General features: G+C 75.2%; 21 protein-coding genes. 7 read left to right on the top strand and 14 right to left on the bottom strand.

The genetic code is table 11. From position 1 onward, the window contains the following. Positions 1 to 5: 5 nt before the first annotated feature. From ruvB to HDA33_RS02875, 4 genes are all read right to left on the bottom strand, one after another. Positions 6 to 1028, bottom strand: a complete 1023-nt coding sequence (gene ruvB / locus HDA33_RS02890) for a Holliday junction branch migration DNA helicase RuvB (protein WP_184170741.1) — start codon at positions 1026 to 1028, stop codon at positions 6 to 8. Further along, positions 1025 to 1666, bottom strand: a complete 642-nt coding sequence (gene ruvA, locus HDA33_RS02885) for a Holliday junction branch migration protein RuvA (RefSeq protein WP_184170738.1) — start codon at positions 1664 to 1666, stop codon at positions 1025 to 1027. Before ruvA ends, ruvB begins: the two co-directional genes overlap by 4 nt. A 191-nt stretch (positions 1667 to 1857) precedes the next feature. Continuing rightward, a complete protein-coding gene (gene ruvC / locus HDA33_RS02880; RefSeq protein WP_184173738.1) occupies positions 1858 to 2502 on the bottom strand; it encodes a crossover junction endodeoxyribonuclease RuvC in 645 nt (214 codons plus the stop codon). Positions 2503 to 2540: 38 nt separating this feature from the next. Continuing rightward, a complete protein-coding gene (locus HDA33_RS02875) occupies positions 2541 to 3299 on the bottom strand; it encodes a YebC/PmpR family DNA-binding transcriptional regulator (RefSeq protein WP_184170735.1) in 759 nt (252 codons plus the stop codon). 181 nt (positions 3300 to 3480) lie between these two features. Here HDA33_RS02875 and HDA33_RS02870 point away from each other — a divergent pair, with 181 nt between their 5' ends. Beyond that, the gene (locus HDA33_RS02870; protein ID WP_184170732.1) at positions 3481 to 5586 is read left to right on the top strand and encodes a M3 family metallopeptidase; all 2106 of its coding nucleotides are present in this window, start codon (positions 3481 to 3483) and stop codon (positions 5584 to 5586) included. Between the two features lie 52 nt (positions 5587 to 5638). Here the strand turns inward: HDA33_RS02870 and HDA33_RS02865 are convergent, their stop codons facing one another. Beyond that, positions 5639 to 7033 (bottom strand): alpha/beta hydrolase family protein, encoded by a 1395-nt coding sequence (locus HDA33_RS02865; RefSeq protein ID WP_184170729.1) that lies wholly within the window; start codon positions 7031 to 7033, stop codon positions 5639 to 5641. 87 nt (positions 7034 to 7120) lie between these two features. On the opposite strand from HDA33_RS02865, the gene msrB reads away from it, so the two are divergent. From msrB to HDA33_RS02840, 5 genes are all read left to right on the top strand, one after another. Continuing rightward, positions 7121 to 7651, top strand: a complete 531-nt coding sequence (gene msrB, locus HDA33_RS02860) for a peptide-methionine (R)-S-oxide reductase MsrB (protein WP_184170726.1) — start codon at positions 7121 to 7123, stop codon at positions 7649 to 7651. Further along, positions 7648 to 8781, top strand: a complete 1134-nt coding sequence (locus HDA33_RS02855) for a beta-eliminating lyase-related protein (RefSeq protein WP_184170724.1) — start codon at positions 7648 to 7650, stop codon at positions 8779 to 8781. The genes msrB and HDA33_RS02855 overlap by 4 nt, the downstream gene beginning before the upstream one ends. 70 nt (positions 8782 to 8851) lie before the next feature. Continuing rightward, entirely contained in the window at positions 8852 to 9481 is a 630-nt protein-coding gene (locus tag HDA33_RS02850; RefSeq protein ID WP_184170721.1) for a DUF3000 domain-containing protein, read from the top strand. Positions 9482 to 9571: 90 nt separating this feature from the next. Then, positions 9572 to 10822 carry a ribonuclease D gene (locus tag HDA33_RS02845; RefSeq protein ID WP_184170718.1) on the top strand — a complete coding sequence of 417 codons (1251 nt, stop codon included), beginning with the start codon at positions 9572 to 9574 and terminating at the stop codon, positions 10820 to 10822. A 66-nt stretch (positions 10823 to 10888) separates the two neighbouring features. Then, positions 10889 to 13057: a 3-hydroxyacyl-CoA dehydrogenase NAD-binding domain-containing protein gene (locus HDA33_RS02840; protein WP_184170715.1), complete on the top strand. Its 2169-nt coding sequence runs from the start codon at positions 10889 to 10891 to the stop codon at positions 13055 to 13057. A 214-nt stretch (positions 13058 to 13271) separates the two neighbouring features. On the opposite strand, the gene HDA33_RS02835 is transcribed toward HDA33_RS02840, so the two are convergent. Further along, positions 13272 to 14231, bottom strand: coding sequence for a GNAT family N-acetyltransferase (locus HDA33_RS02835; protein ID WP_184170712.1), 960 nt, complete (start codon positions 14229 to 14231; stop codon positions 13272 to 13274). A gap of 123 nt (positions 14232 to 14354) precedes the next feature. Beyond that, complete coding sequence (locus tag HDA33_RS02830; protein ID WP_184170709.1) at positions 14355 to 15005, bottom strand: hypothetical protein; 651 nt, start codon at positions 15003 to 15005, stop codon at positions 14355 to 14357. Between the two features lie 128 nt (positions 15006 to 15133). On the opposite strand from HDA33_RS02830, the gene HDA33_RS02825 reads away from it, so the two are divergent. Further along, positions 15134 to 15670, top strand: a complete 537-nt coding sequence (locus tag HDA33_RS02825; RefSeq protein ID WP_184170706.1) for a QcrA and Rieske domain-containing protein — start codon at positions 15134 to 15136, stop codon at positions 15668 to 15670. 28 nt (positions 15671 to 15698) lie between these two features. On the opposite strand, the gene HDA33_RS02820 is transcribed toward HDA33_RS02825, so the two are convergent. The 7 genes from HDA33_RS02820 to HDA33_RS02790 all read right to left on the bottom strand — a co-directional run bounded on the left by HDA33_RS02820 (position 15699) and on the right by HDA33_RS02790 (position 26306). Continuing rightward, entirely contained in the window at positions 15699 to 16115 is a 417-nt protein-coding gene (locus HDA33_RS02820; RefSeq protein WP_184170703.1) for a PLD nuclease N-terminal domain-containing protein, read from the bottom strand. 13 nt (positions 16116 to 16128) lie between these two features. Further along, on the bottom strand, positions 16129 to 17103 hold the full coding sequence (locus tag HDA33_RS02815) for an aldo/keto reductase (RefSeq protein ID WP_184170700.1): 975 nt from the start codon (positions 17101 to 17103) through the stop codon (positions 16129 to 16131). 4 nt (positions 17104 to 17107) lie between these two features. Further along, the gene (locus HDA33_RS02810; protein WP_184170697.1) at positions 17108 to 17626 is read right to left on the bottom strand and encodes a hypothetical protein; all 519 of its coding nucleotides are present in this window, start codon (positions 17624 to 17626) and stop codon (positions 17108 to 17110) included. Beyond that, the gene (gene dxs / locus HDA33_RS02805; RefSeq protein ID WP_184170694.1) at positions 17623 to 19638 is read right to left on the bottom strand and encodes a 1-deoxy-D-xylulose-5-phosphate synthase; all 2016 of its coding nucleotides are present in this window, start codon (positions 19636 to 19638) and stop codon (positions 17623 to 17625) included. The genes HDA33_RS02810 and dxs overlap by 4 nt, the downstream gene beginning before the upstream one ends. Positions 19639 to 19810: 172 nt before the next feature. Then, positions 19811 to 22513, bottom strand: coding sequence for an aconitate hydratase AcnA (gene acnA / locus HDA33_RS02800; protein WP_184170691.1), 2703 nt, complete (start codon positions 22511 to 22513; stop codon positions 19811 to 19813). Positions 22514 to 22717: 204 nt separating this feature from the next. Beyond that, a complete protein-coding gene (locus HDA33_RS02795; protein WP_184170688.1) occupies positions 22718 to 24190 on the bottom strand; it encodes a class I SAM-dependent RNA methyltransferase in 1473 nt (490 codons plus the stop codon). A 142-nt stretch (positions 24191 to 24332) separates the two neighbouring features. Further along, entirely contained in the window at positions 24333 to 26306 is a 1974-nt protein-coding gene (locus HDA33_RS02790; RefSeq protein WP_184170685.1) for an amino acid permease, read from the bottom strand. Positions 26307 to 26366 lie beyond the last annotated feature (60 nt).

Genomic DNA, 26366 nt, shown 5'->3' with positions numbered 1-26366 from the left:
GGATGTCAGGCCCCGGGACCCGCCTCCGGCGGGGCGAGCCCCAGATGGTCCCACGCCCCGGGCAGGGCGATGCGGCCGCGCGGGGTGCGGGCCACCATGCCCTCGCGGATCAGGAAGGGCTCCGCGACCGTCTCCACGGTCTCGGCCTCCTCCCCCACCGCGGTGGCCAGCGTGGTCAGGCCCACGGGGCCCCCGCCGAAGGTGGTGCACAGCGCGGTGAGCACGGAGCGGTCCAGCCGGTCCAGGCCGCGCGCGTCGACGTCGTACATGTCCAGGGCGGCCGCCGCGTGGTCGGACTCGACCTGCTCGACGCCCTTGACCAGCGCCCAGTCGCGCACGCGCCGCAGGAGCCGGTTGGCGATGCGCGGCGTGCCGCGCGAACGCGTGGCGATCTGCCGGTAGCCGTCCGAGGCCAGGCGCACGTCCAGCAGCAGCGCCGAGCGCCGCAGCACCCGCTCGAGCTCCTCCTCGGCGTAGAAGTCCAGGTGGCCGGTGAAGCCGAAGCGGTCGCGCAGCGGCCCCGGCAGAAGCCCGGCGCGGGTGGTGGCGCCCACGAGGGTGAACGGCGGCAGCTCGAGCGGGATGGAGGTCGCGCCGGCGCCCTTGCCCACCACGATGTCCACCCGGAAGTCCTCCATAGCCATGTAGAGCATCTCCTCGGCCGGCCGGGACATGCGGTGGATCTCGTCGAGGAAGAGCACCTCCCCCTCGGTGAGGGAGGAGAGGATCGCCGCGAGGTCGCCGGCGTGCTGGATGGCCGGGCCGGAGGACAGGCGCAGGGGCGCGTTCATCTCCGCGGCCACGATCATGGCCAGGGTGGTCTTGCCGAGCCCCGGCGGGCCGGAGAGCAGGACGTGGTCGGCGGCGCGGTCCCGCAGGCGCGCGGAGGCGAGCATGAGGTCCAGCTGCTCGCGCACGCGCCGCTGGCCGACGAACTCGTCCAGGTGCTTCGGCCGCAGGGCGGCCTCGAGGCGGCGCTCCTCCGGGTCCGCCGCGAGGCCGGACAGCGGGGACGGCTCCGCGCTCATCGTCCGCCCCGCACCGTGCCGGCCGTGCCGACGTCGCGCAGCGTGGCCCGCAGGAGCGCGGCGACGTCGCGGGCCTCGTCCAGCTCGGGCCGGGCGGCCACGGTGGCCTCGACCGCCTTGAGCGCCTCCTTCTCGGACCAGCCGAGGCCGGTCATGGCCTGCACGACGTCGGCGTGCCAGGCCGTCTCGGGGGTCTCGGGGGCGGCGGGCTCCTCCGGGGCGGGGACCTGCTCGCCCGTGGGAGCGAGCCGGCCGGAGAGCTCCACGATGATCTTGCGGGCGAGCTTCGGGCCGACGCCCGGCACGCGGGTGAGGGCCTTCTCGTCCTCCTCGGTCACCGCGCGGCGCACGGCCTCGGGGTGGTGGACGGACAGGACGGCCAGCGCCAGGCGGGGGCCCACGCCGTTGGCGGTGATGAGCACCTCGAACACCTCGCGCTCGTGGCGGTCGGCGAAGCCGAACAGGGTGAGCGCGTCCTCCTTGACCACCAGGTGGGTCTGCACGCTGCCCGTGCGCCCCTCGTGGAGGGTGGCGAGCGTCTGGGGCGTGGCGGAGAACTGCACGCCGAAGCCGCCGACCGCGATCACGGCCCGGTCGAGGGCCACGTGCTCCACGGTGCCGCTGAGCGAGGCGATCATGAGGGGCCCTCCTGGGTCGGACGCGCGGGCGCCGGTCGGCGCGCATTCGAACATATCATCGAACGCCCCCACCCCGCTGTCGTGTGGGAAAAGGGAGGCTCCCCCACCGCTTTCGTGTGGGAGACGGGAGGCTGAAGGCTCCCGTCTCCCACACGAAAAGGACTCCGGCGGGGACGGACGACGGCGCCGCGCTAGCGCCGGCGGCCGCCGCCGGCGGAGCGCTCGGCGTCCAGCCAGGCGCGCTGCGCCGCCGTCAGCTCCCCGCGCCGCCCGCCGCGGCTCCTCACCCCCGCCGCGAACTGCGAGCGCCCGGCTCGCGAGGCGAGGTCGGAGGTATCCAGGCCGGTCTGCCCGGCGGCGGCGCCGAGGGCGGTGCCGCGCCAGCCGTGGGCGATCGCCAGGGCGAGCGCGTCGGCGGCGTCGGCGGGCCGCGGGGGCGCGTCGAGGCCGAGGATGCGCGTGATCATCGTGGTGACCTGCTCCTTGCCGGCGTCGCCGTACCCCGTCACCGCGGCCTTGACCTCGGAGGGGGTGTGCAGACCCACGGGGATCCCGGCGCGGGCGGCGGCGGCGATGGCCACGCCCGCGGCCTGGGCCGTGCCGAGCACGGTGGGGGTGTTCGTGTTGGCGAACATCCGCTCCACGGCGGCGCGGTCCGGGGCGTGGGCGGCCAGGGCGGCGGAGACCGCCTCGTCGATCCGCAGCAGGCGCTGGTCGAGGGAGGCGGTGGCCGGGGTCCCGGCCACCTCCACGTGCACGAGCGCGGCCCGCCGTCGTGCGTCCACGTCCACCACGGCGATCCCGCAGCGGGTGAGCCCGGGGTCGACCCCCAGGATCCGGACGACGTCGGCGGGCCGGCGCGCGCTCAGGGCGATCAGTCCCGGTCGAGCTCGGCGAGGACCTCCGGGGAGATGTCCACGTTCGAGTACACGTTCTGGACGTCGTCGAGCTCCTCGAGGGCGTCCGCGAGCTTGAGGAACGTGCCGGCGCCCTTGGCGTCCTCGAGCTCCACCTTCATGGTGGGCACGAACTCCGTCTCGTCGGACTCGTAGTCGATGCCGGCGGCGTCGAGGGCCTCGGCCACGGCGCGCAGGTCGGAGGGGTCGGAGACGATCTCGAACTCGTCGCCGGAGAGCACGACCTCCTCGGCGCCGGCCTCGATCACGGCCTCCAGCAGCTCGTCCTCGGTGCGGCCCTCGGCGGGCAGGCGGACGACGCCCTGGCGGGTGAACAGGAAGGACACGGAGCCGGAGTCGGCCATGGTGCCGCCGTTGCGGGTGACGGCGGTGCGCACCTCGGCGGCGGCGCGGTTCTTGTTGTCCGTGAGGCACTCCACGAGGACGGCGGAGCCCTGGGGGCCGCGGACCTCGTACATGATCTCGGCGTAGTCCACGACCTCGCCGGTCAGGCCGGCGCCGCGCTTGACGGCGCGGTCGATGTTGTCGTTGGGCACCGAGGCCTTCTTGGCCTTGGACACGGCCAGGTCGAGGGCCGGGTTGCCGGCGAGGTCGGCGCCGCCGGCGCGGGCCGCGACCTCGATGTTCTTGATGTACTTCGCGAACGCCTTCGCGCGCCGCGCGTCGATGACGGCCTTCTTGTGCTTGGTGGTGGCCCACTTGGAATGCCCTGCCATCACGCCTCCTCGGTGTCGTCTGCTGGCTCGACGGCCCAGTCTAGTGGGGCGCGGCCCCCGGGGCCCGGCGCGGGACCGCGACGCGCGGGCGCGGCACGAGAGTCCGGCGTGCGAGCACGACGACGGCGCCCCGGCCCGGACGGGCGGGTGGCACGGATCACGGCTGACTACACTCGCGCCCATGACCCCCACCCCCGCGTCCTCCGTCCTGCCCGCCGACCACCCGCTGGCGACCCCCTCCGAGCTGCCCTACGGGCTGCCCGACTTCTCCGCCGTCACCGACGCGCAGCTGGCCGAGGCCGTGCGCGCCGGCATGGCTGCCCAGCGCGCCGAGGTGGAGCAGATCCTCGGCGCAGCGACCGCGCCGACCTTCGAGAACACCGTCCGCGCGTTCGAGCTCTCGGGGCAGCTGCTGCGCCGCAGCGCCGCGATGTTCTTCACCCTCGTGAGCGCGGACGGCACGGACGCCCGCCAGGGCCTGGCCGAGGAGCTCTCCCCCGAGCTGGCGGCGCACGAGGACGCGCTGCTGCTGGACCCGCGGCTGGCCGAGCGGGTGGCGGCGATCGACGGCGCCGGGCTGACCGGCGAGGACGCCCGCCTGCTCGAGGTGCTGCGCCGCCGCCTGGATCTGGCCGGCGCCGGCCTGGGCGAGGCGGAGCGGGCCGAGCTGGGCCGGATCAACACGGAGCTGGCCGGGCTCACGGCCGCCTACACCCGTCGCCTGGTGGCGGACACCGCCGAGCGCGCCGTGCTCGTCACCGACCGCGAGCGCCTGGCGGGCCTGTCCGAGGACGATCTGGCCTCGGCCGCGGCGGCGGCCCGGGAGGCCGGCCACGGCGGCGCCGACGGGGAGGGCCGGGACGAGGCCGGCCCGTGGCTGCTGACGCTGTCCCTGTTCACCTCCCAGCCGTGGCTGGCGTCCCTGGAGGACGAGTCGCTGCGCCGCGAGGTGTTCGAGGCCTCGGTGGGCCGCGGCGCCGCCGGGGAGCACGAGACCCTCTCCACTGCGATGGAGGTCGTGCGGCTGCGCCTGCGCAAGGCCCGGCTGCTGGGCTCGGCGTCGTGGGCGGAGCACGCGCTGAAGGACCGCGCCGCCCCGTCGACGACGGCGGTGGAGGAGCTGCTGGCCACGATGGCCCCGCGCGCGATGGCCAACGCCCGGACGGACGCGGCGACGGCGTCCGCGCACGCCGGTCGGGTCGGCGGCGCCGTGGCCCCGTGGGACTGGCCGGCGCTGTCCGCGGCGTACGCGCGGGAGCGCTTCGCGGTGGACGCCGGCGCCCTGCGCCCGCACTTCGAGCTGGACCGGGTGCTGCACGCGGGCGTGTTCGCCGCGGCCACGGCGCTGTACGGGATCACCTTCGAGGAGCGCCCCGAGCTGGCCGGGCGCCTGTACCGGCCGGGGATCCGGGTGTTCGAGGTGCGGGACGAGGACGGCGCCGGCGTCGGGCTGTTCGTGGCGGACCTGTTCGCCCGGTCCACGAAGTCCGGCGGCGCGTGGATGCACACCGTGCGGGACGCCGCGGACGCCCTGGACGAGCGCCCGGTCGTGTTCAACACCATGAACGTGCCCGCCCCGGCCCCGGGCCGCCCCGCCCTGCTCACGCTGGACGAGGCCACCACCCTGTTCCACGAGTTCGGCCACGCGCTGCACGGGCTGCTGGCGAAGGGCGAGTACGTCTCGCTGTCCGGCACCCACGTGCCGCGCGACGTCGTCGAGTTCCCCTCCCAGGTGAACGAGGTGTGGCTGCGCGAGCCGGCGCTGCTGGCCGAGTACGCCCGCCACGTGGAGACCGGTGAGCCGCTGCCCGCCGGCACCCTCGATCGGCTCGAGGCCGCGGACCTGTGGGGCGAGGGCTACCGCACCGTGGAGTACCTGGGCGCCACGCTCGTGGACTGGGCCTGGCACAGCCTGACCGAGGACACCGTGGAGGCGGCCACCGCGGACCCGGCGGCGTTCGAGCGCCGCGTGCTGACCGAGGCGGGGATCGACCCGGAGCTGGTGCCGCCGCGCTACGGCACGGGCTACTTCAAGCACATCTTCGGCAACGACTACGCGGCCGGCTACTACTCGTACATCTGGGCGGAGGTGCTGGACGCCGACGCCGTGGAGTGGTTCCGGGAGCACGGCGGCATGACCCGCCAGAACGGCCGCCGCTTCGCCGAGGAGCTGCTCTCCCGGGGCGAGACCCGCGACCTGCTGGAGTCCTACCGAGCGTTCCGCGGCCGGGATGCGGAGCTGGAGCCGCTGCTGCGCCGTCGCGGGCTGGTGGAAGCGGCCGCCTGACGGGCGACGTCGGCCCCTCGCCCGGGCACGTCCGCGAGCGCGGGCCCCGGCGTCAGCGCTCCGCGGCGCCGGGGCGGTCCGCGTTCAGCACCGCGCGCAGCCAGCCGCGCACGGTGGTGTCCCAGCGCTTGGGGTCGACGTTCTGCTCGCGGGTGTGCCGGGCCTGGTGGAAGCGGACGAACCGCACGAGCCCGGGGTTGCGCTCGGCGAGGTCCTGGGAGGGGCCGACGGGCACGTACTCGTCGTCCTCGGAGTGGATGATCAGGGTGGGCACGCGCACGTGCTCGGCCCGGGTCACCCAGTCGAGGGACTTGAGGTCCACGGGGGCGGCCAGGCCGGTGATGAAGCGGCCGGCCCGGTTGGAGAGCAGCCACTGCCCGAGCACGCCCACGGCCTCGGGAATGCGGTTGAGCCGCGCCTGGTGCTGCAGCACGTCCACCCAGTCCACCACGGGGCCGGTGAGGACCACGCCGCGCACGTGGGGGGCCAGGTCGGAGCGGTCCACGGCCTGCAGGACCACGGCCCCGCCCATGGACCAGCCGAACAGCACGACGTCGCTCGCCCCGTTCTCCAGGGCGTACCGGATCGCCGCCTCCACGTCCTCCCACTCGGTGGTGCCCAGGCCGTACCGGGAGTCGGCGGCGTCGGGGGCGTCGCCGTCGTTGCGGTAGGAGATCAGCAGCGAGGTCATGCCGAGGCGCTGCGCGGTGGGGACGGTGCGGATGCCCTCGTTGCGGCGGGCGCCGCGGCCGTGGACCATGATCGCCCACATCCCCGCGGCGGGCCGGGCGGCGCCGTCGTCGTCGGGGTCGGGGCCCACGAGCCAGGCGGGCGCGTGGCCGCCGGGCACGGGCACGAGCACCTCCTCGGCGTCGAGGCCGGCGTCGGCGGGCGTGGGGTAGACGAATCCGGTGAGCCGCCCGCGGGTCGCCGCGGCCAGGTCGCCGAAGTAGACCTCCTCGACCACGCGCTGCACGGTGCCGTCGCGCGGGTCGAAGGAGGAGATCCTCCCGATGCGCGCGCAGCCGGCGCCGCCGTCGAAGGTCAGCGAGTACACGCCGGGGACGGTGGTGTACTCGTCAGCCTTCAGGATCACCTCGGGCCCGGTGGGGGTGTCGACGACGGCGAGCACCGCCGTCGTCTCGGTGTGGCGGCGCACCGGGGTCACCACGGTGCGGGCGAACACGCCCGCGAGCGCGGAGCTGGCCCCGGCGAGCACGAAGGCGGAGGAGGCGAGGACGCTGAGCACGGGCGGAGTCCAGCGGGCCAGGGGCGAGGCCGCCTTGACGCCGGTGCGCACGGAGCCGCGCACCAGCCGGCCAGCGCGCCGCGTCCGGGAGTCGCCGTCCGCCTGGGCCGGGGCCAGGACGGCGGCGGCCAGCGCGGGCCGTCCGCCGCGGCGGCGGTCGGAGGGGCGGGCGGGGAAGCGGCGTCGTGGTGCGGCCATGCGGGCCATTCTCACCCACGGGCGGGCGTGCCCGCCAACGCCTCCGCCCAGGGGAACACGCCGCGCTCCTGCGCCGTTGTACCGGCCATGACCGACACCCCACAGACCCCCCAGGACCCGGACCGCACCGACGCCGCCCAGGCGAGCCCCGTCGTCGGGCACGGCGCGGGCGCCCCGCGCGGCGCCCGACTCACGGACGAGGAGTGGGCCCGCCGCCTGACCCCGGAGGAGTTCCAGGTGCTGCGCCGGGCCGGCACCGAGCGCGCCTACACCGGCGAGTACTGGGACTCCCACGTGCAGGGCGTCTACGCGTGCCGCGCGTGCGGGGCGGAGCTGTTCCGCTCGGACGAGAAGTTCGACTCGCACTGCGGCTGGCCCTCGTTCTTCGCGCCCCTGGCCGAGGACCGGGTGGAGTACCTCAAGGACACCACCCTGGGCATGGAGCGGGTGGAGGTGCGCTGCGCCGCGTGCGGCTCCCACATGGGCCACGTGTTCGCCGGCGAGGGTTACGACACGCCCACGGACCTGCGCTACTGCATCAACTCGATCTCCCTGCGCCTGGCCCCGGCCGACGCGTCCGGCGCGGGCTCCGACGACGACGCCGCGGGCCGCGCGTGAGCGCCGGCGCCCCCGCCGCGGGGCTGCGCGCCTTCGCGTCGGACAACTACGCGGGCGTCCACCCGGACGTCTGGGCGGCGCTGGCCGACGTGGACGCGGACCACGCGCCCGCGTACGGGGCCGACCCGCACACCGAGCGGCTCCAGGAGGCCGTGCGGGAGGCGTTCGACGCCCCCGACGCCGTCGCGCTGCCGGTGTTCAACGGCACCGGTGCCAACGTGGTCGCCCTCCAGTCCATGCTCCCGCCGTGGGGCGCGGTGGTGGCCGCGGACACCTCCCACATCCACCATGACGAGGGCGGCGCCCCCGAGCGCATGGGCCGCACCAAGCTGTTCACCGTGCCCACCCCGGACGGGCGGCTCACCCCGGAGCTCGTGGACCGCGAGGCCCACGGCTGGGGCTTCGTCCACCGGGCGCAGCCGGCCGTGGTGGAGATCGCCCAGGTCACCGAGCTGGGCACCGTCTACACGCCCGAGCAGGTGCGCGCCCTGGCCGACCACGCACACGGCCACGGCATGGGCCTGTACATGGACGGGGCGCGGCTGTTCAACGCAGCCGCGGCCCTGGAGCTGCCCCTGTCCGCCTTCACCACGCACGCCGGCGTCGACGTCGTCTCCCTGGGCGGGACGAAGGCCGGCGCGCTGGGCGCGGAGGCCGTCGTCGTGCTGCGCCCCGAGGCCGTGACGCTCGCGTCCCTGGTGCCCGAGCGGGACCTGCCCGCCGACGCGGGGCCCCGGGAGCGGGCACGGCTGGCGGTGGAGTACGTGCGCAAGTCCTCCATGCAGCTGTCCTCGAAGATGCGCTACGTCTCGGCCCAGCTCACCGCCCTGCTCGAGGGCGACCTCGGGAGCCGCCTGGCCGCCCACGCCAACGCGATGGCCCGCGAGCTGGCCGGGCGGGTGGCCGCGATCGACGGCGTCGAGGTGACCCGCGCCCCGGAGGCGAACGCCGTGTTCGCAGTGCTGGACCCGCAGGCCGCCGACCGCGCCCGGGTCCGGCACCCGTTCTACGACTGGGACGCGGCCCGCCACGAGGTGCGCTGGATGACCTCGTGGGACACCACGGCCGCGGACGTGGACTCGTTCGCCGCGGCCCTGGGAGAGGCGCTCTCCCACGGCCGGCGCCGGTGAGCCCGGTGCTCCGGAGCCGGCACGGCGCGCCACCGGCGTCGGCCGGGCCCGGCGGCCTAGGCTGGCGTCCATGACCGTCATCGGCCCCCGTCGCCTCGCGCCCGTCACCGGGCCGCGCGGCGCCGTCGCGCCGGCCCCGGCCCCGCTGCCGGCGGCGTTCCGCCGGGCCCTGGCGGACCTGCGCACCGCGCGGCCGCGGCCCGAAGTGCGGCTGCGGGAGATCGCGGCGCCGGCGGGGCAGGCCCCGCACGCCGTGGCCCTCGCCGCGGAGGTGTGCGGGAGCCCCGGCGCGGACGACGTCCTGGCCACCGGGCGGTTCGTGCTCCTGCACGACCCTTCCCCGGCCGCCCGCTGGCCCGGCGGGTTCCGGGCCGTCACCTGGATCCGCGCCAGCCTCGAGCCGGACGTCGCCCTGGACCAGCTGGCCGGGGCCGTCGCCTGGACGTGGCTCGTGGAGGCCCTCGAGCGCCGCCACGCGGAGCACACCCAGGCCGGGGGCACCGCCACCCGCAGCATCGCCGAGGGGTTCGGCACCCTGGGCACGGCCCCCGATGCGACGGACATCGAGCTGCGCGCCTCCTGGACCCCCGCCCCGCGGGACCTCGGCGCGCACCTGGAGGCGTGGTCGGACATGATCTGCGCGTTCGCCGGGCTGCCCCCCGAGGCCGGCGACGACGCCCCCGCCGCCCCCGGCCCCTGACCCGAGCCGCCCCCGCGCCGCGCCGCCGCGCGCGGCACCCCGGGCCGAGCACCGCCCGGCCCCCGCAGACCCGTCCCGAACAGGAGCACCATGACCGACGTCCCCGAGCCGGCAGAGCCGGACGCCACCCCGCGGCTGATCGCCGAGCCGGCGGACGGCGTCCCGCGCGTCACGGACACCCCCGCCGGCCTCGAGGCCTGCGCCGCGGCCCTGGCCGCCGGCACCGGGCCCGTCGCCGTCGACGCCGAGCGCGCCTCCGGCATCCGCTACGGCCAGCGCGCCATGCTCGTGCAGCTCAAGCGCGAGGGCGCCGGCATCTGGCTCGTGGACCCCGAGGCCCTCGACGGGCTGGAGCCCCTCCAGGAGGCCCTCTCCGGCGTGGAGTGGATCCTGCACGCCGCCAGCCAGGACCTGCCGTGCCTGGCCGAGCAGGGCCTGCGCCCGGACCGGCTGTTCGACACCGAGCTCGCCGCCCGCGTGGCCGGGCTGCCGCGCGTCGGCCTGGCCGCCGTCCTGGAGTCGATGCTGGGCGTCACCCTGGCCAAGGAGCACTCCGCCGCCGACTGGTCCGTGCGCCCGCTGCCCGAGGCGATGCTCGCCTACGCCGCGCTGGACGTGGAGCTGCTCGTGCCGCTGCGCGCGGCGATGCTGGAGCTGCTCGAGGCCGAGGGCAAGCGCGAGTGGGCCGAGCAGGAGTTCGAGCACGTGCGCACCGCGCCCGCGCCCGGGCCCCGCGCCGACCCGTGGCGGCGCACCTCCGGCTCGCAGACCCTGCGCCGTCCCGTGCAGCGCGCCGTCCTCAAGCGCCTGTGGGAGGCCCGCGAGGACCTGGCCCGCCACCGCGACGTCGCCCCGGGCCGGCTGATCCCGGACCGCTCGCTCATCGCCGCCGCCGAGTCCCAGCCGCGCACCGTCCCGGCCCTGCGCCAGACCTCCGGCTTCCACGGCCGCGCGGCCTCCCGTGAGGCCCCCCGCTGGATCACCGCGATCCGCGCCGGCGTCGAGGACGCCGAGCGAGGCGACGCCCCGCCCGCCCAGGTGCGCGGCGGGGACGGCCCGCCCCCGCCCCGGGCGTGGAAGGACCGCGACCCGCTCGCAGACCGCCGCCTGAAGACCGCCAAGGCGCGCGTGGCCCGGCGCGCGGAGCAGCTGGGCCTGCCCACGGAGAACCTGCTCACCCCGGACACCCTGCGCCGGCTCTGCTGGGCGCCGCCGCAGCCGCTGACGCCCGAGGCCGTGGACGCGTTCCTCCTCGAGCGCGGGGCCCGGCCCTGGCAGGTGGACCAGGTGGGCGCGGTGGTCACCGTGGCCCTGCTGGACCCGGACCCCGCCGAGGCCTGAGCCGGGGCGGGCGGCGCGCCGACGCCGCCGTTGGCCGGGGGCCTACTCCTCGGTAATGTGACCTCCATGACCTTCACCCCCGCTCCCCTGGCGCCGTTCGAGTCCCTGCTCCCCCTCGTCCCGGACGAGGTCCTCACGCACGTGGCCGCCACGGACCACGTCCTGCCCGGCGGCGCCGGCACGCTCGTGCTGCTCACCCTGGACAACGGCCAGGGCCCGCGCCGCCCGGCGACCCTCGGCCCCGCCTCCCTGCTCGAGCTGGGCCGGGCCGTGGACGCCCAGGCCGAGCGCGCCCGCGCCGGCGAGGTCCAGGCGCTCGCCCTCACGGGCGTGGAGGGCACCTTCGCGGCCGGCGCGGACCTGTCCCTGATCGCCGGGATCGAGGACCGCACCGTGGGCCGCGACCTCGCCCGCCTCGGCCACGCCGTCTACGACCGGATCGACGCGTTCCCCGCTCCGACCCTCGCCCTCGTCAACGGCACCGCCCTCGGCGGCGGCCTCGAGCTGGCCCTGGCCGCGGACCACCGGGTGGTCGCCGCGGACGCCCGGGGCTTCGGCCTGCCCGAGGTGCGGCTCGGCCTCATCCCCGGCTGGTCCGGCGTGTGGCGGGTGCCCCACCTGATCGGCCCCGAGGCCGCCGTCAAGGTCGTGCTGAAGAACCCGCTGGACAACAACCGCATGCTGGACGCGCGCACCGCCCACGGGCTCGGCCTGATGGACGAGGTGGCCGAGGGCGACCTCCTGGAGGCCGGGCTGGCGTTCGCCGCGCGGATCGTGGCCGGCGACGACGCGGCGCTCGCCGCCGCGCGCGACCACCGGGACCGGGACGTCTCGGACGCCGCGTGGGACCGCGCCCTGGAGGCGATCGAGGCCCTGCAGGCCGGGCGCCCCGGACGCGACCTGCCCGCGCGTCGTGCCCTGCAGGAGCTGTTCGCCGGTGCCCGCACGCGCACCCGCGAGGAGTCCGCGGAGGCCGAGGCCGAGGCCCTGCACGGGCTGATCGGCAGCGACGAGTTCCGCCGCACCGTCTACGCCTTCCTGGACCTGCTGCAGCGCCGCGCCAAGCGGCCCGTCGGGGATCCCGGCAAGGAGCTCGCGCGCGAGGTGACGAAGGTCGGCGTCGTGGGCGCGGGCCTGATGGCCGGCCAGCTCGCCCTCGTGTTCGCCCAGCACCTGCGGGTGCCCGTGGTGATGACGGACATGGACCAGGAGCGCGTGGACCGCGGCCTGGCCGGCGTGCGCGGGCAGGTGGAGAAGATGGTCTCCCGCGGCCGGATCACCGCCGAGCAGGGCGAGGCCCTGGCCGGGCTGATCACCGCGAGCACGGACAAGTCCGTCTACGCGGACGCGGACGTGGTCATCGAGGCCGTGTTCGAGGAGCTCGAGGTCAAGCGGACCGTGTTCCGCGAGCTCGAGCCGATCGTCCGCGAGGACGCCATCCTCATGACGAACACCTCGAGCCTGTCCGTGGCCGCGATGGCCGAGGCCCTCGAGCACCCCGAGCGCCTCGTGGGCTTCCACTTCTTCAACCCCGTGGCGCAGATGCCGCTGATCGAGGTGGTCCGCGTCGCCGAGACCTCGGACGAGGCCGTGGCCACCGCCTTCGAGCTCTCCCGGCGGCTGCGCAAGACCGGCGTGCTGGTGCACGACGCCGCCGCGTTCGTGGTGAACCGGGTGCTGCTGCGCATGATGGGCGAGGTCCAGGCCTCCTTCGACGAGGGCACGGACGCGCACACCGCCGACCACGCCCTCGACCCGCTGGCGCTTCCCATGACCCCGTTCACGCTCCTGGCGATGGTGGGCATCCCCGTGGCCCAGCACGTCTCCGAGTCCCTGCAGGCCGCCTTCGGCGCCGAGCGGTTCCCGGTCTCCGCGAACCTGCAGCGCCTCATCGACGCCGGCAAGACCGCCATCTGGGCCAAGGACGTCCGCCGGGACAAGGTCGAGGAGGAGGCCGCGGGCGCCACGGGCGAGACCATCCCCGCCGGCACCGCCGCCCTGATCGAGCAGGGCTCGTCCCCGCAGACCGCGGAGGAGCTGCGCCGCCGCGTGGAGGACGCCCTGGCCGAGGAGATCGGCCTGCTCCTGGCCGAGGGCGTGGTCGCCGCCCCGGAGGACGTGGACCTGTGCATGATCCTCGGCGCCGGCTGGCCGCTGCACCTGGGCGGGATCACCCCGTACCTGGACGACTGCGGCGCCGCCGAGCGGGTCAACGGCAAGCGCTTCCACAGCTGACGCCCGCCCCGCCGCCGGCCGGTTGTTCCGCCAGCGGGCTGGTCCCGCCGCCGGTCATCCCCACAGCGGGCGCGTTCCCACCGGGCGCGTTCCCACCGGGCGCGTTTCGGGCGACTTGTCGGAGGTCAGGGCAGTTTGGACCTCCGACAAGTCGCCCGAAACGCGTGGGTAAGGGCCTCAGGGGCGGGTGCGCGGCGTCCCGACGGCGGCCGGCTCAGGGGGTGCCCGACGTCGCCGCCGCCTCGGGCCAGGTGAGGGCAGGGACGAGGGCGAGCCAGAGGGGCTCGAGCTCGAAGCCGAGCGTCCGGTTCATGGCCAGGGAGCCGGCGTTCGCCCCGGCTCCCCCGGTCCCCCACGTGCGCGCGCCGTCCTCGCGGTGCGTCTCGAGGACGGAGAGGGCCTTCACGGCCGCGGCGAGGCCTCGCCGTCGTCCGGTCGGGTGCACGGCCGTGCGGTCGACGTCCCAGCGATCGTCGAGCCGGTCCAGCAGGGTGAAGCCCGCCAGCACGCCGTCCTGGAACGCGCCGTAGCCGCGATGCCCGGGGAGGGTCAGGCGGACGGCCAGGTCCTCGGGCAACGGGGAATGGGATGAGGCGGCCGTGGCCGGATAGTCCGCAGCCGTCTCACCATCCAGGCGACGCACCTGTCCCACGTCGTCGGGCGTGAGGCGGCGGACCTGGAATCCGGCCGCCCGCACGGCCGCAACGCGCCGCTCGTACGGGGCGAGGTCGGCATCGTCGGCCAGGCGCAGCCGGGCACCCCAGGAGGTGGAGGCCGGGGTCCAGCCGGCGTCCTGGAGGCGGAGGGCCTCGGCATCGTCCTCGCGCACGACGCGCGGGTCGACGTCGGCCCGCGGCAGCGGCGTCATCAGCCCCACGGGCACGGGCCCGCCGTACACGTGCGGGAACAGGGGCGAGTGCGGGTCGCCCGGCACGCCGCGCTCACGGCGCACGGTCAGCCCCGCCGCCTCGAGGGCCGCCTCGTCCATCGCCAGCACGACGGCGTCCGGCCGGTCCGCGTAGACGGCCGGGCCCACGATCCCGACCTGCGCGGCGTCCTCCGAGGCGTGCAGGAAGCCGACGCGATCGACCGTGGCCCCGCGCGTCGAGACGGTGTAGTGCCCGGCGGCCCGGGCGGCCGCCCAGTCCTCCGGGAGGGCGATGTGCAGGATCATGCCCCGAATCTAGGCCACGGCCCGCCCGACCCCCACGTCAGGCGTTTGGGGTGACTTGTCGGGGGTCGGGCGCCCGAACACCTCCGACAAGTCACCCGAAACGCGAGACGTCAGGACGCGTGGTCAGACGAGGGGCATCCCCGAGAAGGTGACCACGTGCTCGTCCAGCCCCTCGGTCGCCTCGGCGCGCCCTGCCACGGGTGTCGACGCCGTGCCGCCGCCCCAGTCCGAGGCGACCACCGCGCCGTCGCGCACCAGGTGGGCGCCCAGCGGGGCCCCGTCGGCCACCACGGTCACCGACACGTCGCCGTCCCCGGCGTCCGCCGGGCGCAGCTCGGCCCGCGGCATCCGCAGGCCGCCCTGCAGCGGCGAGGACTCCTCCAGCCGCGCGGCGACGACGACGGGCCCGTCCGCCGCGGCGACGGCCAGCAGCAGATACTCGGCATAGGAGGGCAGCACGTCCGCGTCGAGGCCGGCGCGCTCGCGGTCGATCCGCACGCGCTGCGCACCGGCGGAGTCCTCGTGCGAGGTCCAGTCCCAGCTCGTCCCGTCCGCGGTGAAGCTCACCTGGCTCTGGGCGAGGTAGCGCTCCGGCAGCTCGGGGCGGGCACGCCGCTGCGCGGGCGTCGGCGCGAAGCCCATGCGCGTCGTGAGCAGCGTCCCGTCCAGGACGCGGTGCAGGAACCCGACGTGCTCGCCGTCGAGGGTCACGGCCTCCCAGCGCTCGAAGGGGGTGAGGTCGAGGGACGGGCGGACGGGGGCCGTATCGGTCACGACAGCGCTCCTAGGGGTTGGTGGAGGCCCGGGGCGTCGTGCGCTCCGGGCGTGGCGGGTTGCTCCCTCCGATCCTCGCACCCGCGCGCCCGGGTCGCACCCGCCGCGATCCGGGGGACAATGGGCAGATGACCGCACAGGACTCCACCCCCACCCCCGATCCCTCGGCCGCCGCTCCCGCCGGCTGCTGCGGCGGCCGCGCCGCCGCGGACGCCGCCCGCCCCGAGGCCTCCCGCCGCACCGTCCTGGGCCGCGGGGCCGCCGTCGCCGCTGCGGGCGCCGGCGCCCTGGCACTGTCCGGCTGCACCGAGCAGCTGCGCGAGAAGGAGAACGCGCAGGACCACTTCGCCGGGGCCGACGCCGTCGAGGCCCTGCCCGCGGCCGACCTGCCGGTGGGCGCGGCCCGCGAGGTCGAGGTCGAGGGCCGCACGCTGATGATGCACCGCGTGGACGAGACCACGGTGACCGCCTTCACCAACGTGTGCACCCACCAGGGCTGCCTGCTGCAGGTCGTGGACCGCGCGGAGGGCCCCTCGTTCGCGTGCCCGTGCCACGGCTCGCACTTCGACGTGCAGACCGGCAAGCCCTTCGGCGGCCCGGCCCGCCAGCCCCTGATGGACTACGAGGCGGTCGTGGACGGCGACCGCATCGTCGTCAAGCTCTGAGCCGGACCGCCGGCTCCTCCGCCCGGGCTCAGTCCCGCTCGGCGCCGTAGCGCCGGCGCGGGGCGAGCCCCTTGGGCGCGGCCACGCCTGCGTACGGGTCCGGCCGGCCGATGCCGCTGGGCACCGGTCGGCCCCGGCGCGGGGGCACGACGACGGCGCCGCGGTCGTTCGGGTCCCATCCGGGCTGCTCCCGGCGGCGGGCCGGGTAGTACCGGTGCCGCCACCAGAACCAGATGAGGGCGCCCAGCACGGGCAGCAGCAGCATGGCCCCGGCCCACGGCAGCCGGCCGCGGGCATCGAGGGGCCCGCGCGAGAGCGAGACGAACCCGGCGAGCCACAGCGCCCCGGCGGCCAGGGACAGGCCCCAGCCGAGGACGGCCTCCACGGGCGTCGGCATGAGCGGATTCGCGGCCGCCGCCAGGGCGGCCGCCGCGGCCCCGCCCATCAGCACTCGCCCATCAGAACAGCGCCACCTTCTCGGGGCCGGGGAACAGGGCGTCCAGCTCGGCCAGGTCGGCCTCGGTGGCCTCCCAGTCGGCGGCGCGGGCGTTCTCGGCGACCTGCCCGGTGCGGGTGGCCCCGGCGATCACGGAGGACACCGGCCCCTGCGCGGCGAGCCAGCCGATGGCCGCCTGCACCTCGGTGATCCCCCGGGCCCGGGCGAACTCCCCGAAGGCGGCCAGCTGCTCGAGGTCCGCGTCGGCCACCATCTGCTGGCGCACGTGGGACAGGCGCGAGCCCTCGGGCGCGGCGCCCTGCGAGTACTTGCCCGTGAGCAGGCCGTTGGCCAGCGGGAAGTAGGGCAGCACGCCCAGGCCGAACTCGGCGGCGGCGGGGACCACCTCCAGCTCGGCGCGCCGGTCCAGGAGGTTGTAGTGGTTCTGGGCGGAGACGAACCGCTCCGTGCCCAGCTCGCGGGCCACGTACTCGGCCTGCGCGATCTGCCAGCCGGTCCGGTTGGAGTGGCCCACGTAGCGGACCTTGCCGTCGCGCACGAGGTCGTCGAGCGCGCGCAGGGTCTCGTCGATCGGGGTGGCCGGGTCCGGCGTGTGGAACTGGTACAGGTCGATCCAGTCCGTGCCGAGACGGCGCAGCGAGGCCTCCACGGCCCGCACGATGTACCGGCGCGAGCCCCGCGCGTCGTGGTCCACCCCGTTCGCACCGGCCATGTCCATGCCGAACTTGGTGCCGATCACCACGTCGTCGCGGCGCGCGCCGAGGGCACGGCCCAGCCGCTCCTCGGACAGGCCGGGCTGCGCGCCGTAGATGTCCGCGACGTCGAAGAAGGTGATGCCCGCGTCCAGGGCGGCGTGCACGACGGCGTCCGTGCCGTCCTGCTCGAGGGTGGCGGTGCCGGGGCGGCCGAGGTTGTTGCAGCCGAGGCCGACGACGGAGACGGTCAGGCCGGAGCGGCCGAGGCGGGTGTGGCGCACGGGATCAGTCCTCCTGGACGGCGGAGCGGACCTCCACCTTGTTGGGCTGCACGCCGTCGGCGCGCCGGGCGGCGACGGGGATCTCCGCGGCGGCCTTGCGGGCGTGCGGGGTGCGCACGGCGAGCACGAGCGCGCCCGGCTCCTCCGTGACGTCCTCGACCTCGCCGAGGCCGCGCCAGGCCAGCTGATGCGTGACCTCCACGCGCAGGTGCTCCACGTTGCGCCGCTCGATGTCCGAGGCCTCGCGCCCGCGCAGGCGGTAGGCGACGGGCAGGAGCGCGAAGCCGGCGGGGTCCGCCTCGGCGAAGCCCTCCTCGGCGCCCTGGGCGAGGAACGCGGCGAGCAGCTCCTCGCCCTCGGCCTCGTCCGCGAGAGGCTGCTCCCCCACGGTGCCGGGGTGGCCGACGCGGCCGTGGTGGACGACGAACTCGCCCCCCTCGACATCGGCCCACGCCTCCCGGTACTCGAACAGCCGGGAGCCGTCCTCGTTCGTGGTCTCGCGGTACAGCCTCACGATGCTCATGCGTGCTCCTGCGGGTGGCGGGCGGCCTCGTCCTGCGGGACGGGGCGGGCGTAGGGGACCTTGGCGCCCAGGACCTGGGCGACCGTGTCCTGGGTGACGCGCTGGGCGGTGAGGCCGACGCGGGCGAGGACCTGCTCCCGGCTGCCGTGGGCGAGGAACTCGACGGGCAGGCCGACCTCGTTGAGGGCGGTGTCCACGCCGGCGGCGCGCATCTCCTGGCGGATCCGCGAGCCGACGCCGCCGGCCCGCACCCCGTCCTCGAGGCACACGACGATCCGGTGGCGGGCGGCCGCCTCGATGACGGACTCGGCCACGGGCAGCACCCAGCGCGGGTCGACCACGGTGGAGGAGATCCCGTGCCGCTCGAGCCGCTCGGCCACGTCCAGGCCCAGCTCGGCCAGCGCGCCCACGGCCACGATCAGCACGTCCCGCTCGGCGCCGTCGCGGGCCCCGGCCTCGCCGCGGCGGGCCAGGACGTCCGTGCCGTCGGCGAGCCGCTCGATCGCGCGCACCGGCTCGCCCACGGAGCCCTTGGCGAAGCGCACCACGGTGGGGGCGTCCTCCACGACCACGGCCTCGCGCAGCTCCTCGCGCAGCGTCTCGGCGTCGCGCGGGGCGGCGATCCGCAGCCCGGGCACGGACTGCAGCAGCGCCAGGTCCCACATGCCGTGGTGGCTGGGCCCGTCCGGGCCGGTCACGCCGGCGCGGTCCAGGACGAAGGTGACGCCGGCGCGGTGCAGGCCCACGTCCATGAGCACCTGGTCGTAGGCGCGGTTGAGGAACGTGGCGTAGACGGCCACCACCGGGTGCAGCCCGCCGAAGGCCATTCCGGCGGCGGAGGCCACGGCGTGCTGCTCGGCGATGCCCACGTCGAACACGCGGTCCGGGTGCGCCAGGGCCATGGGCGCCAGGCCCACGGGGTTGCGCATGGCGGCGGTGATCGCGACGACGTCCGGGCGCTCGTCCGCGATGGCGAGCATCTCCTCGCCGAACACGGAGGTCCAGGACTGGGCCGTGGAGGAGGTGACGGGCTCGCCCGTGGACGGGTCGATCACGCCGATGGCGTGGAACTGGTCGTCCTCGTGGGCGCGGGCCGGGGCGTAGCCGTGGCCCTTCTCGGTGAGCGCGTGCACGATCACCGGGCCGCCGTAGGCATTCGCGTCCTCCAGCGCCTCCTCGAGCTCGCCGAGGTCGTGGCCGTCCACGGGTCCGATGTACTTCATGCCCAGGTCCTCAAAGAGGCCCTGCGGGGCCCACAGGTCCTTGAGGCCCTTCTTCGCCGCGTGCAGCGGGCGGTAGACCATTTCCCCCGCGGTCCCGGCCTCCTGGAGGCGCCGCTTGAGGAAGTCCAGGGTCTGCTCGTAGCGGTGGTGGGTGCGGACCTTGTCCAGCACCCCGCGGCGCAGCCCGTCCAGGTGGTCGGCGATCCCGCCCACGGTGGGCGCGTAGGAGCGGCCGTTGTCGTTGACCACGATCACCACGCGGCGGTCCCGGCCGGCGGCGATGTTGTTCACGGCCTCCCAGGCCATGCCGCCGGTGAGGGCGCCGTCGCCGATTACGGCCACCACCGTGCGGTCGCCCTGGCCGGTCTGGTGCCAGGCGCGGGCGATGCCGTCCGCCCAGGACAGCGAGCTCGAGGCGTGGGAGGACTCCACCACGTCGTGCTCGGACTCGGCGCGGTCCCCGTAGCCGGAGAGCCCGCCCTCCTGGCGCAGGGTGGTGAAGTCCTGCCGCCCGGTGAGCAGTTTGTGGACGTAGGACTGGTGGCCCGTGTCGAAGAGCACCGCGTCCTTCGGGGACTCGAACACGCGGTGCACGGCGAGCGTGAGCTCGACGACGCCCAGGTTGGGCCCGAGGTGGCCGCCCGTCTTCGAGACGTGGGCGATGAGGTACTCGCGGATCTCCGCCGCCAGCGCGATGAGCTGCTCCTCAGAGAGGTCCGCGAGGTCGGCCGGGGAGGCGATCTGCGGCAGCAGCGGGGCGCCGGGGCTCGTGGGGGGCAGATGTTCCATGGTCCGTCCAGAGTACTCCGCATCATCCCCCGGAGCCGGGACGCGCGGACGTGGCCTGCGCCTCCCCGCACCGCGCCCGCCCGGGCCCGACGACGACGGCGGCCCGCCGCCCTCCGCGTGGAGGACGACGGGCCGCCGTCGTGGTGCCCGCGAGCGGGCGGTGTCCCGTGGATCAGGCCTTGGAGGCGATCTGACGGAGCACGTACTGCAGGATGCCGCCGTTGCGGTAGTACTCGGCCTCACCGGGGGTGTCGATGCGGACGACCGCGTCGAACTCGGTGACCTTGCCGTCCTCGCCGGTGGCCGTGACCTTGACGGTCTTCGGCGTGGTGCCCTCGTTGAGGGCGGTGATGCCGGAGATGTCGAAGGTCTCGGTGCCGGTCAGGCCCAGCGAGTCGGCGTTCTCGCCCTCGGGGAACTGCAGCGGCAGCACGCCCATGCCGATGAGGTTCGAGCGGTGGATGCGCTCGAAGGACTCGGTGATCACGGCCTTGACGCCCAGGAGCGCGGTGCCCTTGGCCGCCCAGTCGCGGGAGGAGCCGGAGCCGTACTCCTTGCCGCCCAGCACGACCAGCGGGGTGCCGGCCGCGGCGTAGTTCTGCGCCGCGTCGTACACGTAGGCCTGCGGGGCGCCGTCCTGGGTGAAGTCGCGGGTGAAGCCGCCCTCGACGCCGTCCAGCAGCTGGTTCTTGATGCGGATGTTCGCGAACGTGCCGCGGATCATCACCTCGTGGTTGCCGCGGCGGGAGCCGTAGGAGTTGAAGTCCTTGCGCTCCACGCCGTTCTCCAGCAGGTACTTGCCCGCCGGGGTGTCCGACTTGAAGGAGCCGGCCGGGGAGATGTGGTCCGTGGTGACGGAGTCGCCCAGCTTGAGCAGCACGCGGGCGCCGGAGATGTCCGAGACCGCGTCCGGCTGCATGGTCATGCCCTCGAAGTACGGGGGCTTGCGCACGTAGGTGGACTGCTCGTCCCACTCGAAGGTGGAGCCCGAGGGGGTCTCGAGGGACTGCCAGCGCTCGTCGCCGTCGAAGATGGTCCCGTACTGGGAGGTGAACATCTCCGTGTCGATGGACTCGTCGATGATCTTCTGGACCTCGGTCGGGTCCGGCCAGATGTCCTTGAGGAAGACGTCGTTGCCTTCGGCGTCCTGGCCCAGGGCCTCGTTCTCGAAGTCGAAGTCCATGGTGCCGGCCAGGGCGTAGGCGACCACCAGCGGCGGGGAGGCCAGGTAGTTCATCTTCACGTCCGGGTTGATGCGGCCCTCGAAGTTGCGGTTGCCGGAGAGCACCGCGGTCACGGACAGGTCGTTCTCCTGGATGGCCTCGGAGATCTCGGACTCCAGCGGGCCGGAGTTGCCGATGCAGGTGGTGCAGCCGTAGCCGACCACGTTGAAGCCGAGGTCGTTCAGGGACTCGCGCAGCCCGGACTTCTCGTAGTAGTCGGTCACCACGCGGGAGCCCGGGGCCACGGAGGTCTTCACCCACGGCTTGGACTTCAGGCCCTTGGCGACCGCGTTGCGGGCCAGCACGCCGGCGGCCATCATCACGGACGGGTTGGACGTGTTGGTGCACGAGGTGATCGACGCGATCGAGACGGCGCCGTGGTCCAGCTGGAACTGACGGCCGTCCTCCATGGACACGTCCACGAGCTTGGACGGGCGGCCCTCGCCGGCCTCGTCCTGCGTGGCGTAGTTGTGCAGGTCCTTGCGGAACTGGTGCTTGGAGTCGGACAGCTCGATGCGGTCCTGGGGGCGCTTGGGGCCGGAGATGGAGGGCACCACGGTGGACAGGTCCAGCTCGAGGTACTCGGAGTACTTCACCTCGGAGGACGGGTCGTGCCACATCCCCTGCTCCTTGGTGTAGGCCTCCACCAGGTCGACCTGCTCGGCGGTGCGGCCGGTGAGGCGCAGGTAGTCGAGGGTGACCTCGTCGATCGGGAACATGGCGGCGGTGGAGCCGAACTCCGGGGACATGTTGCCGATGGTGGCGCGGTTGGCCAGCGGCACGGAGCCGACGCCCTCGCCGTAGAACTCGACGAACTTGCCGACCACGCCGTGCTGGCGGAGCATCTCGGTGATGGTGAGCACCACGTCGGTCGCGGTGGCGCCGGCCGGGATGGAGCCGGTCAGCTTGAAGCCCACGACGCGCGGGATCAGCATGGACACCGGCTGGCCGAGCATGGCGGCCTCGGCCTCGATGCCGCCGACGCCCCAGCCCAGCACGCCCAGGCCGTTGACCATGGTGGTGTGCGAGTCGGTGCCGACGCAGGAGTCGGGGTAGGCGCGCAGCACGCCGTCGACCTCGCGGGTCATGACGGTGCGGGCCAGGTTTTCGATGTTGACCTGGTGCACGATGCCCATGCCCGGGGGGACGACCTTGAAGTCGTCGAACGCGGTCTGGCCCCAGCGCAGGAACTTGTAGCGCTCGCCGTTGCGCTCGTACTCGATCTCCATGTTGCGCTCGATGGCGGCGTCGTTGCCGAAGGAGTCGATCTGCACGGAGTGGTCGATCACGAGCTCGGCCGGGGAGAGCGGGTTCACGCGCTCGGGGTCGCCGCCGAGGTCCTGGATGGCCTCGCGCATGGTGGCGAGGTCCACGACGCAGGGGACGCCGGTGAAGTCCTGCATGATCACGCGGGCGGGCGTGAACTGGATCTCGGTGTCCGGCTGCGCGTCCGGGTTCCAGGAGGCCAGGGCCTTGATCTGCTCGGCGGTCACGTTGGCGCCGTCCTCGGTGCGCAGGAGGTTCTCCAGCAGCACCTTCAGGGAGTAGGGCAGCTTCTCCGCGCCCTCGACCTTGTTCAGGCGGAAGATCTCATACTCGGCGCCCTTGACGTCCAGGACGCCCTTGGAGCCGAAGCTGTCGACGGTGGTCACGAGAGGACTCCTCTTCCCGCCCGGTTCCTCCGGGCGTTCGTCCAGTGGGGGGGGGTGGTCACCCGTCCTACGCGGGCGACGGTCCGTCCGGGACGGGCGTCGTCTGCGTCACAGGTGCCGCACTGCCTCCCAGGGTACCGCGCCGCTCGCGTGTGACGGCGGCATGGCGCGCGGCGGGGAGCATCCCGCCGCACGCCCTGCGGGTCAGATCTCGACGATGGCCGGGACCGCGGCGAGCTGAGTGGCCGGGACCAGCACGGTCACCGACTCGAGGTGGTGCGTGTCCGGGTACAGGTCGAACACGCGGGCGCGCTCGACCTCGTAGCCGCCGTCGCGCAGCCAGGCCAGGTCCCGGGCGAACGACGCCGGGTCGCACGAGACGTAGACGATGCGGCCGGGCTCCAGGGCGAGGAGGCGCTCGATCGCCCGGCGGCCGGCGCCCGCGCGGGGCGGGTCCAGCACGACGGTGTCCAGCGAGGCGCCCTCGAGGCCGCCGTCGGCGACCGTGCGCTCCGGGTACTTGAGCCAGCTGCCCAGGACCTTGTCCGTGGGGCCGTTGAGCACGGTGGCCTGCGGCTGGCCGTGCAGGTTGCGGCGCGCGTCCTTGGACGCCTGCCCGGCGGCCTCCACGGAGAAGACCCGACCCTCGGGGCCGACCGCGTCGGCCAGGTAGGCGCTGAACAGGCCGGCGCCGCCGTATAGGTCCGCGACGGTCTGGCCGGGCTCGATCCGCGCGTCCTCGAGGACGGCGTCCACGAGGGTGGCGGGGGCGTGGCGGTGGACCTGCCAGAAGCCGTCGCCCGTGACGCGGAACCGCTTGGTGCCGCCGCGCTCGGACTCCACGGTCTCCTCGACCCAGGTCTTGCCGGTGATGCGCTCCACCTTGACCGGGGAGTGCCGCTTCGGGCCGGGCAGGGCCAGGCCGGTGGAGACGTCCACGCCGCACGCGTTGGCGGCCTGGCGGATGCGCGTGCGCAGGCGGCCGAGCTTGGCCTCGTCCGCGCGGGTCTGCGGCGTGGGGGTGACGAGCACGAGCGGCCGGGACCCGGAGGCCGGCGTCGCGACGTCCACGCGGGCGGCGCCGGTGAAGTCCCAGTCCCACAGGGCGAGGGCGTCCAGCGCGGGCACGCCCAGGGGCATGTTGCGCACGGGCAGCAGGGTGGCGGAGCGGTACGCGTGCATGGCGATGTGGCCCTGCGGCGTGACGGTGAACGCGTTGCGGGTGCGCCAGCGCTGGCCCGTGGGCTCGTCCTCGGGGCCGGCGAAGCAGACCTCGGGCTCGACCGTCAGGCCGGCGATGCGGTGCACGGTGTCCCGGAAGACCTGGGCCTTGAGGCGGCGCTGATGGGGCACCACGATGTGGCCGAACTCGGCGCCGCCCACCGGCGGACGGCCGGAGGCGTGGGCGCGCAGCATGTCCGCGAGCTTCCACTGGTGGATGCGGCGGAACTCGGAGGGCCGGAGCACCTCGACGACGTCCCCGCGCCAGAAGCGGGCGCCCTCCTCGGCCTCGGTGAGGGCCACGCGGACCTTCTCGCCCGGGACGGCGTGGCGGACGAAGACGACCCGGCCCTCGTGGCGGGCGACGCAGTGGCCGCCGTGGGCCATGGCCCCGACCTCCACCTCGATCGTGCCCCCGATGCCCGTGACGCCCGTGGATGTGTCGATGACTGCCATTTCCGACTCCTCTCGGATCTCAGCGCGCGTCAGGTCTTGCCCATCGCGTCGTCTGGTCTGATCCTCTCCCCCATCCTCCCAGACGAGGTGCCCTCGTGTCGCCTCGGATGTCGGCGCGTCTCACAGCTGGATCACTTGAAGATCACACCGTCGTGGACCGATCGCCGTCCCCCTGGCCCTCGTGGATCTGCCACGGGACCGAGCCGATCATCACGCCGGCCTCGCGCTGCAGGCGCCGCTTCTGCCGGGTGGCGGTCCGGTTGTGCATCAGGGTGCGCCAGCCGGGACGCACCACGTACTCGGGGATGAAGACCATGGTCAGGTCGCGCGGCGAGCGGCGGCGCCGCTCGCGCAGGTGCCGCACGAGCGGGACCACCGTGTCGCGGTAGGGCGCGGCGACGACGGTCAGGGGCACCGGGAGCCCGGCGCGGGACCACGCGTCGATCACGTCCTCGGTGACGGCCCGGTCGGCGTCGACCACCACGGCCTCGAGCGAGGAGGGCCGCGTGGCTCGGGCGTAGGCGAGGGCCCGCAGCGCGGGCCGGTTGAGGGTGCTGACCACGACCACCACGTGCACCCGGGAGGGCAGGGCCCGCGCGTCGTCCTCGGGGTCGGGGGCGAGCTCGCGGCCCACGTCCTCGTAGTGCCGGTGGATGCGGCCCATCACGAGGGAGCCGAGCACGATCGCCAGCAGCGCCACCCACGCCCCCTGCGCGAACCGGGTGACCAGCACCACCACGCCGGCCAGCGCCGTCACCACCCACGCGACGGCCGTGATCGTCAGCCGCAGGCGCACGGCCGCCCGCGCCCGGGCGCCGGGGGTCTGGGCCAGGCGGCGGCGCCACAGGCGCAGCATCCCGGCCTGCGCCAGGGTGAAGGCCAGCAGCACGCCGATCACGTAGAGCTGCACGAGCAGCGCGGTCTGGGCGCGGAACAGCAGCACCAGCGCGAGGGCGGCCGCCCCGAGGGCGAGCACGCCCCACGTGTGCACGAGCCGGTCGCCGCGCACGCGCAGCTGGCGCGGCAGGTAGCCGTCCTCCGCGAGCCGGGAGGCCAGGGCGGGGAACGAGCGGAACGCGGAGCGGGCGGCGAAGAGCAGCAGCAGGGCGGTCGCCGCGATCGTCGCCAGGGACAGCACGCTGCCCGGGCCGAAGACGGTGTCCGCGAGCTGGGCGATGACGGGCGCCGGAGTGTCGGCCTCGGCGACCGGCCGGCCGGCCGCGTCGCGCAGGCGGGCGGGGTCCAGGGCGACGACGACGCCGGTGCGCTGGGCCAGGTGCATGACGCCGAGCGTCAGCGCGCCCAGGGTCAGGGCCATGACGGCGAGCACCCAGCGCACGGTGGCCACGGCGGGGCGGGCCATGGCGGAGCTGCTGGAGACCGGCACCTCGACGCCGGTGAGCAGCACCGAGCCGGCGCTGAACGCGCGCAGGGCGAGCAGCGCCGTCGCGACCGCGCCCACCGTGCCGCCGATCCCGGCGCCCTCCTGGGTCCAGCCGGACGTGGCCGCCCGGCCCAGCAGGCCCTGGCCCTCCTGCCACAGGCCGGCCGCCACGAGCAGCGCCGTCAGCGCCACGAAGGCGCTCACCAGCACGGGCAGGGCCCAGCGGGAGAGCCGCGCGCTGCGCAGCGAGGCCAGCAGCACGCCCACGAGGGCCGCGCAGGCCACCAGCACGCGGCTCTCCAGGCCCAGGCCCGGCAGCAGCGCAGCGGCGAAGTGGGCGAAGGCGGCCACGGACACGGCCGCCGTGAAGACGAAGTCCAGCAGCAGGGCGGCCGAGGCCACCACGCCGGCGCGGGGGCCCAGCTTGGTGCGGGCCATCTGGTAGATGCCCCCCTGCGGCACCGCCGCCACGGCGGCCCGGAAGGACGCCACGATCAGCAGCATGACCACGACGACGCCCCAGCCCACCAGCGGGCCGAGCGCGAGCGCCGCGGTGCCCGCCGCCACGAGGGTGAGCACGATCTCGTCCGGCGCGTAGGCCAGCGAGGACAGGGCGTTCGAGGACGTCACCGGCAGGGCCTGCCACCGGCTCATCCGGGGCTCGGCGACGTCGTGCGACGCCACGGGGCGGCCGAGCAGGCCGCGGCGCAGGAGGGAGGACAGCGTGGCCACCGGACCACGGTACTCCGCGCCGGGCCCCGCCCGGCCTCCCGTCCCACGGGGCGGGATGCT

This window comes from Micrococcus endophyticus, from assembly GCF_014205115.1.
GTDB lineage: Bacteria > Actinomycetota > Actinomycetes > Actinomycetales > Micrococcaceae > Micrococcus > Micrococcus endophyticus.
The sequence above is the reverse complement of the archived record's forward strand: the minus strand, read 5'-3'. Positions and strand labels throughout refer to the sequence as shown.

Bases quoted from the DNA above. Each gene is read 5' to 3' on its own strand.
- ruvB (WP_184170741.1), bottom strand. From the start codon at position 1,028: ATGAGCGCGGAGCCGTCCCCGCTGTCCGGCCTCGCGGCGGACCCGGAG.
- ruvA (WP_184170738.1), bottom strand. From the start codon at position 1,666: ATGATCGCCTCGCTCAGCGGCACCGTGGAGCACGTGGCCCTCGACCGG.
- HDA33_RS02875 (WP_184170735.1), bottom strand. From the start codon at position 3,299: ATGGCAGGGCATTCCAAGTGGGCCACCACCAAGCACAAGAAGGCCGTC.
- HDA33_RS02870 (WP_184170732.1), top strand. From the start codon at position 3,481: ATGACCCCCACCCCCGCGTCCTCCGTCCTGCCCGCCGACCACCCGCTG.
- HDA33_RS02865 (WP_184170729.1), bottom strand. From the start codon at position 7,033: ATGGCCGCACCACGACGCCGCTTCCCCGCCCGCCCCTCCGACCGCCGC.
- msrB (WP_184170726.1), top strand. From the start codon at position 7,121: ATGACCGACACCCCACAGACCCCCCAGGACCCGGACCGCACCGACGCC.
- HDA33_RS02850 (WP_184170721.1), top strand. From the start codon at position 8,852: ATGACCGTCATCGGCCCCCGTCGCCTCGCGCCCGTCACCGGGCCGCGC.
- HDA33_RS02845 (WP_184170718.1), top strand. From the start codon at position 9,572: ATGACCGACGTCCCCGAGCCGGCAGAGCCGGACGCCACCCCGCGGCTG.
- HDA33_RS02840 (WP_184170715.1), top strand. From the start codon at position 10,889: ATGACCTTCACCCCCGCTCCCCTGGCGCCGTTCGAGTCCCTGCTCCCC.
- HDA33_RS02835 (WP_184170712.1), bottom strand. From the start codon at position 14,231: ATGATCCTGCACATCGCCCTCCCGGAGGACTGGGCGGCCGCCCGGGCC.
- HDA33_RS02825 (WP_184170706.1), top strand. From the start codon at position 15,134: ATGACCGCACAGGACTCCACCCCCACCCCCGATCCCTCGGCCGCCGCT.
- HDA33_RS02820 (WP_184170703.1), bottom strand. From the start codon at position 16,115: ATGGGCGGGGCCGCGGCGGCCGCCCTGGCGGCGGCCGCGAATCCGCTC.
- HDA33_RS02810 (WP_184170697.1), bottom strand. From the start codon at position 17,626: ATGAGCATCGTGAGGCTGTACCGCGAGACCACGAACGAGGACGGCTCC.
- dxs (WP_184170694.1), bottom strand. From the start codon at position 19,638: ATGGAACATCTGCCCCCCACGAGCCCCGGCGCCCCGCTGCTGCCGCAG.
- HDA33_RS02795 (WP_184170688.1), bottom strand. From the start codon at position 24,190: ATGGCAGTCATCGACACATCCACGGGCGTCACGGGCATCGGGGGCACG.